Here is a 14,355-nt window from a genome sequence, read left to right as displayed (position 1 = left end):
AAAAGAAGTCGGAACCGTTAGATTTTAATCTTTGGCCTGTACATATCCTGTGCGGTAAGACCACATTCTTTTTTCATGCGGATACAATATTTGAGTTGACCTACTTCCGGTTTTACGTTGTTTGTCCCAAAAGTGAATTTAATACCGGCTTCTTTAGCCTTTAATAGGATAGCCTTGTTCGGAATTTGGTAAACGTCGTTTATTTCCAGGGCTTTTCCGCTTTTTTTCAATGCATCGATAAATTTATTCATACGTGCTTCTGTCCAAAACTCATCGTAACGCTGGTTCATCGGTTCGGGAAGGAAGCAGGGGTTTACGTAAATGTCTACAGGTTCCTGAAGGACCATGCAGATACGGTCTACAATCAAATCCATATATTGTTCTTCATTTTCAATCCAGGTCTCTTCCGGAATCCACAAGCGTGTACGGCGTCCTTTATTATCGGTAAAGGTCAGGGCATCCGTAAATACATAATCAAATTCGTTGCGCGCCTCCGGGGAAAATGTTTTGAGCCATTCGCGTCCTTCTGCTTGCATGGCGAGGATAAACGGCTGGGTACGCATACTGTCCAGATAGGCATAGATTTCCTGGTCGTCGGTTATCGGGAAACCGATACCACAGTTAGGTGCAATGGCATAGTTGATACCCACTTTACGTGACTGGCGTGCGGCAACTTCTTTGGTCAGCCCTCCTTTCAGATGTACATGATAGTCCAGTACCGGGAAATTTTCCTGGTGAAGTTTTATAATATCGTCATTTTGTTCGTCGATGGCTTCAGCCAACTGAGCGGTTAATTCTGATTCAGTTTTAGGTTCGAGCACATTAACCACAACATTCCTGACTTGTATTTCACCGGGAGAATGGTTGACAATAGCAAAAGTACCTTCTGAAAGTACTGTTTGTACATTGGAGTTTATACGGTAAGGTGCAGTGGGTTCGATATAATCCACAACCGGTTCATTGTCTACCGAGACTGAAATTTCCTTGCCGTCTACACGAATATTCATTGTGAACCATTCATTTTCTTTCACGAAACTTTTGGTAAGGTTGCGAACAGATTCCAGACTGCCTGTCATTTTCCACCAGACTGGGTCGGTGCGGTCATTGTTAATAGCCACACGGTATCCTTTATTTAGCGATTGGTCTGTATGGAAATATACACTGCCTTTGGCTCCGGGTTGGGTTTTTACTTCCATCGTAAGGTCAAAATTTTTATACTTTCCATTTTTCAGGATAGCCTGGGATTCCGTTCCTTTTAAAGACAGGATATTGTCTTCCGCAGTTACACCTTCACTAATATTCCATTTATTAATATTACTTCCGTCGAATAAGCTTCCGCTATTGGATTGGGAACAGGAGGTTGCTATAAACAGGAATAATCCGATAGCAAAAGTGAGTACGTTTTTTTTCGTGTGCATAGTATATAGAATTGAGTTTATTGTTCTTACAAAGGTAAGAAAAATAAAAAGAAGATAACATTTTTGCTGATTTTAACTGAATAATGACAGGTATACTGCAATTATAGTTTTACTTTTGCAAAAATTCTCAAGAAACTTAATTTTTAGTACTATGCAAAGCAGACGTGATTTTTTAAAGCGGGCATCTATTATGTTAGCCGGAGGTGTGGTAGCTCCTCAGTTATTATCTTCATGTGCAGGAAAAGCTGCATCTTCCGAATCATCTAAATATATAGGGCTTCAGCTGTATTCATTAAGAGACCTTGTAAAAGAAGAAGGTATTCAGAAAGTATTGGAAACAGCTTCTAAAATGGGGTATAAGAATTTGGAAACAGCAAGCTACGACAATGGTAAGATATACGGTTTAGCTCCTTCCGAATTTAAGAAAATGGTGAACGACCTGGGTATGAAGTGTACAAGTGCACACCTTGGACAGGCTTTCACAAAGGAAAAAGAAGCTGAAGTAATGGGCTGGTGGGATCAGGCAATCGATGCTCACAACGAACTGGGTGTGAAATATATGGTTCAGCCTTGGATGCCGGTTAATGACCAGACTACATTAGACGACCTGAAGATGTATTGTGATTATTTCAATACTGTGGGTTATAAGACGGCTGCTGCAAGTATTGCATTCGGTTATCACAACCATGATTTTGAATTCCGTAAAATCGGCGACCAGTTGATTTATGATTATCTGTTGGATAATGTAAGCCCGAACCACGTATTCTTTGAAATGGACGTATATTGGGTAACAGTTGGTGGCGGTGATCCTGTAGCTTATTTGAAAAACCGTCCGAGCCAGTTCAAGGCTATCCATATCAAGGATGAAAAGGAAATCGGTGCAAGTGGCAAGATGAACTTCAAGCCTATTTTTGACCAGATGTATGCAAACAACATTAAAGACTGGTACGTGGAAGTTGAACAGTACACAAACAATGATCCGGTTGCAAGTTGTCAGCAGAGCTATGATTTTCTGAACAATGCGGATTATGTAAAATAAATAAATTAGCGATTATGTAAAAAGCACAGGCTGTACGGTATATACCGTTGGTCTGTGCTTTTTTTGTTTGAAAACCAATATATTGATTGGTAAAATTTTTATATTTAATTTTTTACTTCTTGAATAGCCGTCATGATATTGTTCCAGTCGTTTGCCAGACTGTGCATATCGGGATAGAGCAAATCCGCTCCGGCATTTTTTAAAATATTATCGGCAAGGGGACCAGTATTTACAGCAATAGTGAAAATACCGGCGGCAACGGCAGCAGTTACACCCATCGGGGCGTTTTCTACAACAAAAGCTTCATTTGCCTTGACACCTGCTTTTTTTAATCCCATCAAATAAGGTTCGGGATGAGGCTTTCCGTATTTAACATCGAAAGCTGTGACCATCTTTTCCCGTTGAAAATGTCCGGGATAAGTATGTTCCAGTTTTTCAATCAGGCTATGTTGTCCGGAGCCTGTCACGACAAGGGTTTGCAACCCGTATCCTTTTACCTCCGATAAAACTTCAACAGCACCGGGCATTGCTTTCCCATCATTATATTTGTTGAACAGTGCTGCTTTTTCTTCGTAGATAGCTTGTTTTTCTTCTTCCGTAGCATCCCTGTTGAATGTTTTCCTATATAGTTCGTTAATCGTACTTTCTCCTGTACGGCCCTCATACATATAAAAAATTTCGGGAGTCGAGATTAAGTGATGATGAGTGGCAGTCTCATACCATGAACGGGAATGGAAACGCATGGAATCATACAAAACACCGTCCATGTCAAATAATACAGCTTTTGGAGATATTTCAGTTTGTTTTTGTTTCTGCAGATAATTTTTAATTGCTTGTCGAATCATTTTTACTTTACTTAAAAAATATAGGCAAAGTTATAAAAATCCTACCGAAATGTTCTATCTTTGATTGCTAATACTGAGATTACCGGGTTTAATTATTACCAATAAAAACAGAAGAATATGAAAAAAAAATTATTATTATTGACATTGTTGTTGTTCTCTTTGACTTATCAGAGTAAGGCGGAGGATTGGACAGATTTGCAGCATGAAGTTTCGTTAAGCTATGGTGCTTTACCTGTCTGGGATTTGTTGAATCATTATAATAACTATTTTACTCCTGTAAATGCAGTAGATATTCATGATGACAAAGCGAAGTTCGGTGCAATCAATATCAGCTATTTGTTTTATCCGGATGAAGAATGGGGAATCGGTATGGTTTTCTCATATTCCAATAATGACAAATATATTTTGCATAACAAGCAAGAGATAGGTACTTATCTGTATTCAACTTATACGATTTGTCCCTCATTTAAGTATAATTGGTATAACTATAACTTTGTCAATTTATATTCCCGTGTCAATGCAGGTGTTGCCATTGCAACAGCAAAAGCATCTTATGTGGATAACAAACAGCCTCAGCAGGCATATAAGACAAAGGCTTTCTTTATGTACCAGGTTTCTCCCATTGGAATTGAATTAGGCCGTCAGATTGCAGGATTTGTGGAAGTCGGCTTCGGTCATATGGGTACTGTTATTGCAGGCTTGAGATATAGAATGTAAAATTTCAAAACTTTATTCCTGTCTTTTATATCCATTTTGTCCATTGATGTAAATAGATTGGAAAATCATACAAAAAAAGAAGCGAACCTTATAAAAGGCCGCTTCTTTTTTTATTGTAGTAAATACTATGAATTACAATCTTGCGCGGATAGCTTCAGTTTCCTTTTCATATCCCGGTTTGTTTAACAGGGCGAACATATTCTTCTTATAAGCTTCAACACCCGGTTGGTCGAATGGGTTGACACCCAGCATATAACCACTGATGCCACAAGCTCTTTCAAAGAAATAGAACAGCTGTCCGATATAATAAGCGTTTACAGCCGGCATTGTGATTTTAAGATTAGGAACACCACCGTCTACGTGAGCCAACTGGGTACCCAGTTCTGCCATTTTGTTTACTTCGTCAACGCGTTTGCCTGCAAGGAAGTTAAGGCCGTCCAGGTTAGCTTCGTCTGTAGGAACAACTACTTTATGATTTGATTCTTCCACGGAGATGACAGTTTCAAAGATAGTACGTTCGCCATCCTGAATCCATTGTCCCATAGAGTGAAGGTCAGTAGTCAAATCTACGGAAGCCGGGAAAATGCCTTTGCCGTCTTTTCCTTCACTTTCACCGTATAACTGTTTCCACCATTCTGCGATATAGTGGAGTTTCGGGTGGAAGTTAGCCAGAATTTCTACTTTCTTGCCGCTCTTATATAATTCGTTACGAGTTGCAGCGTAGATTTCAGCGATGTTTTCTGCAAACGGTACGCTGATGTCTGTTGCTTTTTCCATAGATACAGCACCTGCAACCAAGTCACGGATATTGATACCTGCAACGGCGATAGGCAATAAACCAACCGGAGTCAGGACAGAGAAACGGCCACCTACATTATCAGGGATGATGAATGTTTTGTAACCTTCCTGGTCAGCCAGTGTACGAAGAGCACCTCTTTTTGCATCGGTAATAGCAACGATACGATGTTTAGCTTCTTCTTTGCCAACAGCATCTTCCAACTGTTTTTTCAACATACGGAAAGCCAATGCCGGTTCTGTTGTTGTTCCGGATTTGGAGATATTGATAAGGCCGAATTGTTTACCTTTCAGAATTTCGCAAAGTTCGTATAGGTAATCTTCGCCGATATTATGACCTGCATATAGAAGAATCGGATTTTTGCGGTCTGCATGCAACCAGTCGAAACTGTTGTTCATTGCTTCTACAACGGCTTTTGTTCCAAGGTAGCTTCCTCCGATACCTATAGCTACGACTACTTCACATTTGGAGCGAAGAACGTTTGCTGTATTTTCAATATCAGTTAATTCTGCATCTGTAATAGAAGAGGGGAGATGCAACCATCCTAAAAAGTCGTTACCTAAGCCATTTCCGTTCTGCAAAGTCGCATTACATTCATTTGCTTTTGCTGCCTGGGCGTATACTTGTTCTTTAGTAACCGCTCCCAGTGCTTTGTCGATGTTAAGACTGATGTTCTTCATAATTATTCGATATATTAAAAGGGGCGTATACCCCTTATGTTATTTAAACGTTTCGGTCAACTGCCGGATAACGGTAGTCGGCGATTTCTTTTCATACAGGATTCCATATAAAGCATCCACAATCGGCATGTTTACTTTATATTTTTCGTTGATTTCGTAGATACATTTGGTTCCGTAATAGCCTTCCGCAATCATTTCCATTTCCAGTTGGGCTATTTTTACTGAGTATCCCTTTCCTATCATTGTTCCGAATGTCCGGTTGCGGCTGAAGCGGGAATAGGCTGTAACCAGTAAATCGCCAAGATAAACCGAGTCGGTAACATCTCTGTCCAATGCATGTACGGCATCCAGGAAATTACGCATTTCTTCTATGGCATTGCAGATAAAGACAGCGAGGAAATTGTCTCCGTATTTCATACCGTGACAAATACCTGCGACAATAGCGTATACATTCTTCAAAACGGATGCATATTCAATACCGGTTACGTCTTTACAACAATAATTTTTCAGATATTTATTTTTGAATACCGGGGAAACCGCTTTGGCATGTTCGATATCAGGGCATGCAATTGTTATATAAGATAAGCGTTCCAATGCTACTTCTTCTGCGTGGCAGGGACCGCCGATAACTGCGATATTATCGATAGGAACATGATAGTATTCAGCAAAATAATCTGCGACCAGCATGTTTTCATCCGGTACAATACCTTTAATGGCAGAGATAATAAATTTATCATCCATCGGGGTACTGACCTTCATTAAATGCTGTTTCAGGAAAGGAGAGGGTGTGGCAAAAATCAAAGTATCCGAATCCTGGATTACTTCGTTTATATCTGTATAGAATTTGATTTTATTAACGTCAAACTTTACTGCAGACAGATAGCTGGGATTGTGCCCTGTTGCCAGAAATTCGTCAACCTGGTCCGAACGGCGCATATACCAGTTGATGCTATCTTGTGTAGAAAGAACAATTTTGGCTAAGGCGGTAGCCCAGCTACCACCTCCCATTATTGCAATTTTACCGGGTATATTCATAGTATTCCCTTATTTGGCTGCGTTTGCAATCCATGCTTCCACTACTTCGGCGGCCGGATTTTGCAATTCCAGTTTGTATTTTTTATTCATTTCACAAAGTTCCTGTCTCAGTTTGTTCGGATTTGCATCAACCAGTGTATCCACTGTTACATATCCGGCTTTCTGCAGGGCGGGAACCCATGCTTCATCAATACCCAAAGCTACATATTTTTCAGCAGAATCCTTCTTTATTGTTTTTTCAGGACGCATTTGAGGGAAGAACAATACTTCCTGGATTGTTGTTTGACCGGTCAGGTACATGACCAAGCGGTCCATACCAATACCCATACCGCTTGTCGGAGGCATACCGTATTCCAAAGCACGCAAGAAATCCTGGTCGATGAACATGGCTTCATCATCTCCCTTTTCAGAAAGGCGAAGCTGTTCCATGAAACGTTCGCGCTGGTCGATCGGGTCATTCAATTCTGAATAAGCATTCGCTATTTCTTTTCCACAGACCATTAATTCGAAACGTTCGGTCAGTTCCGGATTGTCACGGTGTTTCTTGGTCAACGGAGACATTTCTTTAGGATAATCAGTGATGAAAGTAGGCTGTATATAGTTGCCTTCACATTTTTCGCCGAAGATTTCGTCAATCAGTTTGCCTTTACCCATTGTTTCGTCCTGTTCAACACCTAACTGGCGGCAAACATCACGCAACTGGTCTTCATTCATACCGCTAATGTCGATACCCGTATTTTCTTTGATGGAATCGATCATTGAGATACGTTTGTAAGGAGCTTTGAAATCGATTTCCTGACCGTTATATATTACTTTGGTGGTACCCAGTACATCCATACAAATACGTTCCAGCATTTGTTCGGTGAAGTTCATCATCCAGTTGTAATCTTTGTAGGAAACATAAATCTCCATTGCGGTAAATTCCGGGTTATGTGTACGGTCCATACCTTCGTTACGGAAGTTACGGCTAAATTCGTAAACACCTTCGAAACCTCCCACAATCAGACGTTTCAGATACAATTCGTTTGCAATACGCAGATATAAAGGAATATCCAATGCATTATGATGAGTAATGAACGGACGTGCCGAAGCTCCGCCGGGGATGCTTTGCAATACCGGGGTATCTACTTCCAGATAACCGCGTTCATTAAAGAAATTACGCATTGAGTTGAATATCTTTGTGCGTTTTACAAAGATATCTTTTACGCCTTCGTTGACGGCCAAGTCAACATAACGTTGGCGGTAACGTAATTCGGGATCATTAAATCCGTCATAAGCAACGCCATCTTTGTATTTTACTATCGGGAGCGGTCTGAGTGATTTGGATAATACTGTCAGTTCTTGTGCATGAACAGATATTTCGCCCATTTGTGTGCGGAATACATATCCTTTGATTCCGACAAAGTCCCCGATATCAAGCAATTTCTTGAAAACGGTATTGTATAATTCTTTGTCTTCACCCGGGCAGATGTCATCACGTGAAATATATATCTGTATCCTGCCTTCTGAATCCTGTAACTCCATGAAAGAAGCCTTACCCATGATACGGCGGCTCATGATACGGCCGGCTATACTAACGGGACGGGGCTCTGCATCGTCTTTAAAGTTTTCTTTTATCTCTTTGGAAAATGCATTTGTTACATACTCTGCTGCGGGATAAGGTTCTATCCCCATCTGGCGTAACTGCTCCATGCTGTTACGTCTTATGATTTCCTGTTCACTCAGTTCTAATAGATTCATTATGCTATTATTTTGTATAATACGGCGCAAAAGTACAAAAACTTTTCATACTTATTACTTAAAAACGAGTGCTACTTTGCGGGAAACGTATGTAAAAGAGTAGGTTTTACTCGGCAAGAAGTGTTTTGCGGATGGCTTCCGGAATGAAAAAGCGGACATCCTTTCCTGTATTGAGGGCCTGACGGATGAATGTGGAAGATATTTCGATCAAAGGGGCATCTACCTGCCGGATATGAGAATAGTGTTCCAGTATCCGGATATCGAATCCTTTGCGGGGATAGATCAATATTGGAAATTCGGAGAGTAATGCCTGATAGTCTTTCCATTGTTCGATGGATGCCCAATTATCAGCTCCGATAATTAGATGAAAGTCCCGGTCGGGATAGGCTTGTTGCAATGATCGCAACGTGGTAATGGTATAAGTGGGTTTTGGCAAGTTAAACTCAAAGTCGCTTGCCTTAAATTTGGAATAATCGCCGACGGCAGCTTTCACCATTTGGTAACGGAGGTTGTCGTCCATTAGTTCGTCGCGTTTTTTCAGTGGATTGTGCGGAGTGACCAGAAACCAAATTTCGTCCATCCCTCCAAATTCACATAGCCAGTTAGCTAATGCCAAATGACCGATGTGGATAGGGTTGAATGAACCGGAATAAATCCCTGTTTTCAGTTTATGGGTAATCTTTGTTACTGCTTTTTCCATTTGACGATATTAAACACCTGAGCTCCCAGAACAAGTCCCATACCTGTCGCAATCATATATTCTTTATAATATAGACTGATAATACCTGTTATAAGCGCCGCAATAGCTATAATGATAAATGTATATAACCATTTACGCGATAGTTGTCCGTTATTCATCTTTTTCTAAAAAAGCTTTGATTATACGAAGTGCTTCTTCCTGGGCTTTTTCCAGTATATCGTTAATAACGATGATATCGAATTTATCGGCAAACGACAATTCATATTCTGCTTTTGCAATACGGCTGTCGATAACTTCCGGAGCATCCGTTCCGCGTCCTTCCAAACGTTTGCGGAGATCGGTTATGCACGGAGGCTGGATAAATACAGACAAAGCACGGTTGCCGTAGTATTTTTTTATATTGCAACCGCCTACGACATCGACATCAAAAATGACGTTATTCCCTGCATTCAGAATCCGTTCAACTTCGCTTTTCAATGTTCCGTAGAACTTGTCGGTATAAACTTCTTCATATTCCAGAAATTCATCGGCAGCTATTCGTTTGCGGAATTCGTCAGGAGTAAGGAAGTAATATTCCACTCCATCTTTTTCTTCTCCACGCGGGGCACGGCTGGTAGCCGAGATAGAGAAATGCAGGTTCAGGTTCTGTTTTAGTAAATAGTTGATAATGGTTGATTTGCCCGAACCTGAGGGGGCAGAAAAAATAATGAGTTTACCAGCCATATTATAATACGTTTAATACTTGTTCTTTGATTTGTTCCAATTCGTCTTTCATCTGTACGACAATCTTTTGCATCTCTGCATGGTTGCTTTTTGAGCCTAAGGTATTGATTTCCCTTCCTATTTCCTGGGCAATGAAACCAAGCTTTTTACCTTGTCCCTTACCTGCTTCTATTGTACTGATAAAATATTTCAAATGGTTATCCAGACGGTTTTTTTCTTCATTGATATCCAATTTTTCGATATAGTAAATCATTTCCTGTTCGAAGCGGTTCTTGTCATAATCTTGCCCTGCAACCTTTTCCAGGTTATCGGTAATACGGGCTTTGATTTTTTCGATACGTTCTTTTTCGTATACTTCCACTTCGGACAATAAGCGGGCTATGTTTGCAATTTTCTGTTCGAAAAGTTTTTGCAGCATAGCTCCTTCCTGGATACGGAAATCACAGAGATGCTGTACGGCTTCGGCTATTGCTTTTTTTACTGTTTCCCATTCTGTTTCGTCTGCTTCCTGTATTTCTGTCTTGATTACGTCCGGCATACGGAGTAATGTCTGGAACCAGTCGGCAGGAAGGGAAATATCCAGTTTGCCCGCAAGGTCTTTTATCTGTGAATAGTAACTTTCGAAGGCTGACTGATTAATTTGAGTAGGGGTATCTTTGCCTATATATTCGATAAATATATTGAATTCGACTTTCCCTCTTTCCAGCTTTTGCAGTAACATACTCCGTATTTGCATCTCTTTATCTCTGTAAATAGATGGTATACGGGTGGAGAGGTCAAGTTGCTTGCTGTTTAATGCCTTTATTTCTATAGTTACCTTTTTTGACGGAAGTTCGGCGGTAACTTTACCGAAACCAGTCATTGATTGTATCATTGTCCCAATTAATTAGATTTGCAAATATACATGATAATTCCAGAAAGCCGATACAGATAGATAAAAATGATGTACATTTGTCGCCGTAATTTAATTAAACGTATGGCTTGTATTTTAAATATAGAAACATCCACTTCCGTTTGTTCCGTTGCTTTATCCGACAAAGGAAAGGTCGTGTTTGAGAAGGCTTCTTTCGAAGGTCCTTCACATGCTGCATTATTAGGTGTATTTGTAGAAGAAGCTCTTTCCGCATTGAAAGAGCAAGGTCGAAAACCGGATGCAATTGCAGTGAGCAGCGGTCCGGGGTCATATACCGGTTTACGTATAGGTGTGTCTGTTGCGAAAGGTTTATGTTTTGGTTATGATATTCCATTGATAGGGATACATACTCTGGATATAATGGCAGCTACGGCAATTAAACGGAATGGGGGAGATGAAGATTGTCTTTATTGTTCTATGTTGGATGCCCGCCGTATGGAAGTTTATGCAGCGATTTACGATGCCAATCTAAATATCGTTCGTGAAACATCGGCAGATATTGTAGATGTCGATACCTATGCTTCTTATTTGGAAAAAGGTAAAGTTTGTTTCTTCGGAAACGGAGCAGCCAAATGCAAAGAAGTTATTTCTTCCGAAAATGCTGTTTTTATAGATGATATTCATCCGTTGGCAGTCAATATGATACCTTTATCAGAAAACGCTTTCGCCGAAGGAAAATTAGAAAATGTAGCTTATTTCGAACCGTTCTACCTGAAGGAGTTCCAGGCTACGATTGCGAAGAATAAGGTGCTGGGATAAACAACTGATATTAGTATATAAAGATTTGTAATACGAAGTTTTTTTATTCAAAAAACAACACTTTCAAAACATAGGTGTTTTAAATGCAAAACATATATGCTTTGAATGCAAAACACCTATGTTTTGAAAGTACCCCTCCTACTTCTTAGTATTTGTCAGAATGCTGCCAATTTATTCCTGTAATAACTTTCAACATCTTTCCAGTGGTAATAAGGGGCGATATCACTTCTGACCGGAAGTTTCATTTCGTTTTCATTCAGCATGACTTTTACAAGGATGTCATCGTTGCCTTTTTTTCGGAAGAAAACAAACTGGATATTAGATGCCATCGGGAAGATTTGGTGGTTACGCCAAAAATCGGCTACTTTATCTGCATTATTTGTTTGGTATCCGCAATCTCCCAGTTCCAGAAGGCAGGCAAGAGGCAGTACACAAACTTCATGACCGAAACGCAAAGTTGCACTATTCTCTTTTTTTACAATGCAGGTATCTGCCGTATCCAGTATGTTCTTTAGCAGATTAGCTTCTAAATAGGGCATTTTGCCTTTATTTAGAGGGGATGGCCCATAGGAGAGATACCAATTGTAATTTTCAATCAGCCATAAGTTATAACATTCTTCTTTTGTGAAAATAGGATAGAGATCGAGACTTGTGTCGTGGCTTTGCATGTTACTTGCCAATTTGAAGAGGGAACTCATTAGTTCATCTTCGTTTATTTTCCATTTTACATAGTCTGCATTATTAAAAAGGGAACCCATTAAACGTTCCGGATGAAGATGTGCTGTCCTGAAGTCTTTTATTGCTGTTTTTATTTCATCCGATTTGCGTATGTTACTGAACTGTTCGTCTCCGTAATTCATGTAATCCATATCATGGTAACTGGCATCGTTTTTGATTTGCAGTTTCGGGTTCATAGATTGTAATTGCAGACATTCGGCAGTCATGGAAAGAATACAGCGGATAACGACTGTGGAACGTGCGTCTATATTGGCTTCTCCGCGGAAAACTTCCGGATAATTCTTGTACATCCTTTCGGCTATGCCTCTGTGCTGGCGTGCTCCCAATGGGGTGAGTTCGCCATATCTTTTTTCAGCCATTCCTGCGATGCTGTCGAGTACGTTAAGGACTTGTTTACCAAGCGGGGTAAGTACGTTGTTTTGTTCAGCGTCACGCATGGTACTTAACGGTTTTTCGTAATCTTTCGGGTTAATCAGGTAACGGGAACCATGGCGAGCATAATGGCTTAAATAGAAGGGTTCGTATCCTTTAGGGGGCGATGTCTGTTTTCCTGTTGGGGCCGGATATGCGTAATAATTACTTGCCGAACGGCGGATATCAGCAGTAATATCTTCTTTGGCTGTTTGTGCAAAAGCATTAAATGCCAGACAGCAAATAAGGGCTAAGAACATGAAACGTTTCATAGGCTTTATATTTAGTCAATAATAGAGTTCGGTCAAAATTACTCAATTTAAAGAAAATGAAGGTAACAGGATGGATAATTAAACAAATAAAATAGTTTCTCTGTTCTGTTTCCATAAAAGTAGAATACAAAATAACATCGGAGCAATATGAAAAAGAAAAATGTATGGCTGATTATCGGAGTGATTGTGGCAATTGTCTTGTTAATGATTTGGTTATTCGTGGGTACGACATTGGAGGAAGTTTCCAATCCTGAAACGGATCCAATGACAATTGAGCAAAACGTATAAACAGTTGACAGTTGACAAGTGACAGTTGACAAGTAAAGAAATTCTTTATACTTGCTAACTGTCAACTGTCAACTGTTAATTATTTTATCCTAGGAATCCTAACAAGATACCGGCTGCAACAGCAGAACCGATTACACCTGCTACGTTCGGCCCCATAGCATGCATCAGCAAATAGTTGGTCGGGTCATATTCCAAACCTACAATTTGAGAGATACGTGCAGAGTCGGGCACTGCAGATACACCGGCGTTACCGATAAGCGGGTTAATTTTGTTACCCTCTTTCAATATCAGGTTGAATGCCTTAACGAATAATACACCGGCACATGTTGCGATAACGAAAGACAAAGCTCCTAATGCGAAAATCTTTACAGAGTTCAGTGTCAGGAACTGTGTAGCCTGCGTAGAAGCACCCACGGTTATACCTAACAGGATTGTGATTGTATCGATCAGCGGGCCACGGGCTGTTTCAGCCAGACGACGAGTCACGCCACTTTCTTTCAATAGGTTACCGAAGAATAACATACCCAATAAAGGCAGACCGGAAGGAACCAGAAAGCAAGTCAGCAACAGACCGACAATCGGGAAGATAATCTTTTCTGTTGAAGAAACAGCTCTCGGCGGTTTCATCCGGATTAAACGTTCTTTCTTTGTTGTAAGCAGTCTCATAAACGGAGGCTGGATAATAGGTACCAATGCCATGTATGAATAGGCAGATACCGCAATCGCACCCATCAGGTTAGGAGCCAGTTTGGATGAAAGGAAGATAGCTGTCGGACCATCGGCACCACCGATAATACCGATAGCACCAGCCTGGTTCGGTTCGAATCCCATCTGAAGAGCAATGATATATGCACCAAAAATACCGAACTGGGCAGCAGCACCGATCAACATCAACTTTGGATTGGATATCAAAGCCGAGAAGTCGGTCATAGCCCCGATGCCGAGGAATATCAATGGCGGATACCATCCGGAGGTTACACCCTGATAGAGGATGTTCAGTACGGACCCTTGCTCGTAAATACCAACCTGTAGCCCTGCATCTTTGAATGGAATATTACCAATCAGGATACCGAAACCGATAGGGATAAGGAGCATAGGTTCAAACTCATATTTTATCGCCAGGAATATAAAAAGCAAACCAACCAATATCATAATGATATGACCGGGTGTTGCATTATATACACCTGTATACGTAAGGAACAACTGTAGATTTTCACCTAAAAACGATAAAAAACTTTCCTGTGCTCCTGCTGCTTGTAATAGTACTGATCCTAACATAAT

The 14,355-nt window shown here is 40.4% G+C and carries 15 protein-coding genes; 4 read left to right on the top strand and 11 right to left on the bottom strand.

The features are described 5' to 3' along the window. Nucleotides 1–17 precede the first annotated feature (17 nt). Nucleotides 18–1,418, bottom strand: a complete 1,401-nt coding sequence (locus ACGE0T_RS15530; protein WP_459187521.1) for a family 16 glycoside hydrolase — start codon at nt 1,416–1,418, stop codon at nt 18–20. A gap of 151 nt (nt 1,419–1,569) precedes the next feature. On the opposite strand from ACGE0T_RS15530, the gene ACGE0T_RS15525 reads away from it, so the two are divergent. After that, nucleotides 1,570–2,457, top strand: coding sequence for a sugar phosphate isomerase/epimerase family protein (locus ACGE0T_RS15525; RefSeq protein ID WP_459187520.1), 888 nt, complete (start codon nt 1,570–1,572; stop codon nt 2,455–2,457). 104 nt (nt 2,458–2,561) lie between these two features. Here ACGE0T_RS15525 and ACGE0T_RS15520 read toward each other — a convergent pair whose 3' ends face one another. Further along, nucleotides 2,562–3,302 (bottom strand): HAD-IA family hydrolase, encoded by a 741-nt coding sequence (locus ACGE0T_RS15520; protein ID WP_459187519.1) that lies wholly within the window; start codon nt 3,300–3,302, stop codon nt 2,562–2,564. A gap of 117 nt (nt 3,303–3,419) precedes the next feature. Between ACGE0T_RS15520 and ACGE0T_RS15515 the strand changes: the two genes are divergently transcribed. Further along, on the top strand, nt 3,420–4,019 hold the full coding sequence (locus ACGE0T_RS15515) for a hypothetical protein (protein ID WP_459187518.1): 600 nt from the start codon (nt 3,420–3,422) through the stop codon (nt 4,017–4,019). Between the two features lie 132 nt (nt 4,020–4,151). Here the strand turns inward: ACGE0T_RS15515 and ACGE0T_RS15510 are convergent, their stop codons facing one another. From ACGE0T_RS15510 to ACGE0T_RS15480, 7 genes are all read right to left on the bottom strand, one after another. Continuing rightward, nucleotides 4,152–5,495, bottom strand: a complete 1,344-nt coding sequence (locus ACGE0T_RS15510) for a glucose-6-phosphate isomerase (protein WP_459187517.1) — start codon at nt 5,493–5,495, stop codon at nt 4,152–4,154. A 39-nt stretch (nt 5,496–5,534) separates the two neighbouring features. Then, entirely contained in the window at nt 5,535–6,530 is a 996-nt protein-coding gene (locus tag ACGE0T_RS15505; protein ID WP_459187516.1) for an NAD(P)H-dependent glycerol-3-phosphate dehydrogenase, read from the bottom strand. A 9-nt stretch (nt 6,531–6,539) separates the two neighbouring features. Further along, nucleotides 6,540–8,270, bottom strand: a complete 1,731-nt coding sequence (gene lysS, locus ACGE0T_RS15500) for a lysine--tRNA ligase (protein ID WP_459187515.1) — start codon at nt 8,268–8,270, stop codon at nt 6,540–6,542. Between the two features lie 106 nt (nt 8,271–8,376). Beyond that, on the bottom strand, nt 8,377–8,970 hold the full coding sequence (nadD, locus tag ACGE0T_RS15495) for a nicotinate (nicotinamide) nucleotide adenylyltransferase (protein ID WP_459187514.1): 594 nt from the start codon (nt 8,968–8,970) through the stop codon (nt 8,377–8,379). Next, nucleotides 8,955–9,128 carry a hypothetical protein gene (locus tag ACGE0T_RS15490; protein WP_459187513.1) on the bottom strand — a complete coding sequence of 58 codons (174 nt, stop codon included), beginning with the start codon at nt 9,126–9,128 and terminating at the stop codon, nt 8,955–8,957. Before ACGE0T_RS15490 ends, nadD begins: the two co-directional genes overlap by 16 nt. Beyond that, on the bottom strand, nt 9,121–9,693 hold the full coding sequence (gene gmk / locus ACGE0T_RS15485; RefSeq protein WP_459187512.1) for a guanylate kinase: 573 nt from the start codon (nt 9,691–9,693) through the stop codon (nt 9,121–9,123). The genes ACGE0T_RS15490 and gmk overlap by 8 nt, the downstream gene beginning before the upstream one ends. 1 nt (nt 9,694) lies before the next feature. Further along, nucleotides 9,695–10,567, bottom strand: a complete 873-nt coding sequence (locus ACGE0T_RS15480; RefSeq protein WP_459187511.1) for a YicC/YloC family endoribonuclease — start codon at nt 10,565–10,567, stop codon at nt 9,695–9,697. 102 nt (nt 10,568–10,669) lie between these two features. On the opposite strand from ACGE0T_RS15480, the gene tsaB reads away from it, so the two are divergent. Beyond that, a complete protein-coding gene (tsaB, locus tag ACGE0T_RS15475) occupies nt 10,670–11,365 on the top strand; it encodes a tRNA (adenosine(37)-N6)-threonylcarbamoyltransferase complex dimerization subunit type 1 TsaB (protein ID WP_459187510.1) in 696 nt (231 codons plus the stop codon). A 155-nt stretch (nt 11,366–11,520) separates the two neighbouring features. On the opposite strand, the gene ACGE0T_RS15470 is transcribed toward tsaB, so the two are convergent. Next, nucleotides 11,521–12,786: a histidine-type phosphatase gene (locus ACGE0T_RS15470; protein WP_459187509.1), complete on the bottom strand. Its 1,266-nt coding sequence runs from the start codon at nt 12,784–12,786 to the stop codon at nt 11,521–11,523. Between the two features lie 147 nt (nt 12,787–12,933). On the opposite strand from ACGE0T_RS15470, the gene ACGE0T_RS15465 reads away from it, so the two are divergent. Continuing rightward, the gene (locus ACGE0T_RS15465; protein ID WP_459187508.1) at nt 12,934–13,074 is read left to right on the top strand and encodes a hypothetical protein; all 141 of its coding nucleotides are present in this window, start codon (nt 12,934–12,936) and stop codon (nt 13,072–13,074) included. Between the two features lie 84 nt (nt 13,075–13,158). Here the strand turns inward: ACGE0T_RS15465 and ACGE0T_RS15460 are convergent, their stop codons facing one another. After that, nucleotides 13,159–14,352: a sodium ion-translocating decarboxylase subunit beta gene (locus tag ACGE0T_RS15460; protein WP_459187507.1), complete on the bottom strand. Its 1,194-nt coding sequence runs from the start codon at nt 14,350–14,352 to the stop codon at nt 13,159–13,161. Between the last annotated feature and the right edge of the window lie 3 nt (nt 14,353–14,355).

The sequence above is a fragment of the Parabacteroides sp. APC149_11_2_Y6 genome (assembly GCF_054506995.1).
This window is presented reverse-complemented; position numbering and strand designations above follow the sequence as displayed.

Coding starts and splice junctions, on each gene's coding strand:
- ACGE0T_RS15530 (WP_459187521.1), bottom strand. CDS start 1,418: ATGCACACGAAAAAAAACGTACTCACTTTTGCTATCGGATTATTCCTG.
- ACGE0T_RS15525 (WP_459187520.1), top strand. CDS start 1,570: ATGCAAAGCAGACGTGATTTTTTAAAGCGGGCATCTATTATGTTAGCC.
- ACGE0T_RS15520 (WP_459187519.1), bottom strand. CDS start 3,302: ATGATTCGACAAGCAATTAAAAATTATCTGCAGAAACAAAAACAAACT.
- ACGE0T_RS15515 (WP_459187518.1), top strand. CDS start 3,420: ATGAAAAAAAAATTATTATTATTGACATTGTTGTTGTTCTCTTTGACT.
- ACGE0T_RS15510 (WP_459187517.1), bottom strand. CDS start 5,495: ATGAAGAACATCAGTCTTAACATCGACAAAGCACTGGGAGCGGTTACT.
- ACGE0T_RS15505 (WP_459187516.1), bottom strand. CDS start 6,530: ATGAATATACCCGGTAAAATTGCAATAATGGGAGGTGGTAGCTGGGCT.
- lysS (WP_459187515.1), bottom strand. CDS start 8,270: ATGAATCTATTAGAACTGAGTGAACAGGAAATCATAAGACGTAACAGC.
- nadD (WP_459187514.1), bottom strand. CDS start 8,970: ATGGAAAAAGCAGTAACAAAGATTACCCATAAACTGAAAACAGGGATT.
- ACGE0T_RS15490 (WP_459187513.1), bottom strand. CDS start 9,128: ATGAATAACGGACAACTATCGCGTAAATGGTTATATACATTTATCATT.
- gmk (WP_459187512.1), bottom strand. CDS start 9,693: ATGGCTGGTAAACTCATTATTTTTTCTGCCCCCTCAGGTTCGGGCAAA.
- ACGE0T_RS15480 (WP_459187511.1), bottom strand. CDS start 10,567: ATGATACAATCAATGACTGGTTTCGGTAAAGTTACCGCCGAACTTCCG.
- tsaB (WP_459187510.1), top strand. CDS start 10,670: ATGGCTTGTATTTTAAATATAGAAACATCCACTTCCGTTTGTTCCGTT.
- ACGE0T_RS15470 (WP_459187509.1), bottom strand. CDS start 12,786: ATGAAACGTTTCATGTTCTTAGCCCTTATTTGCTGTCTGGCATTTAAT.
- ACGE0T_RS15465 (WP_459187508.1), top strand. CDS start 12,934: ATGAAAAAGAAAAATGTATGGCTGATTATCGGAGTGATTGTGGCAATT.
- ACGE0T_RS15460 (WP_459187507.1), bottom strand. CDS start 14,352: ATGTTAGGATCAGTACTATTACAAGCAGCAGGAGCACAGGAAAGTTTT.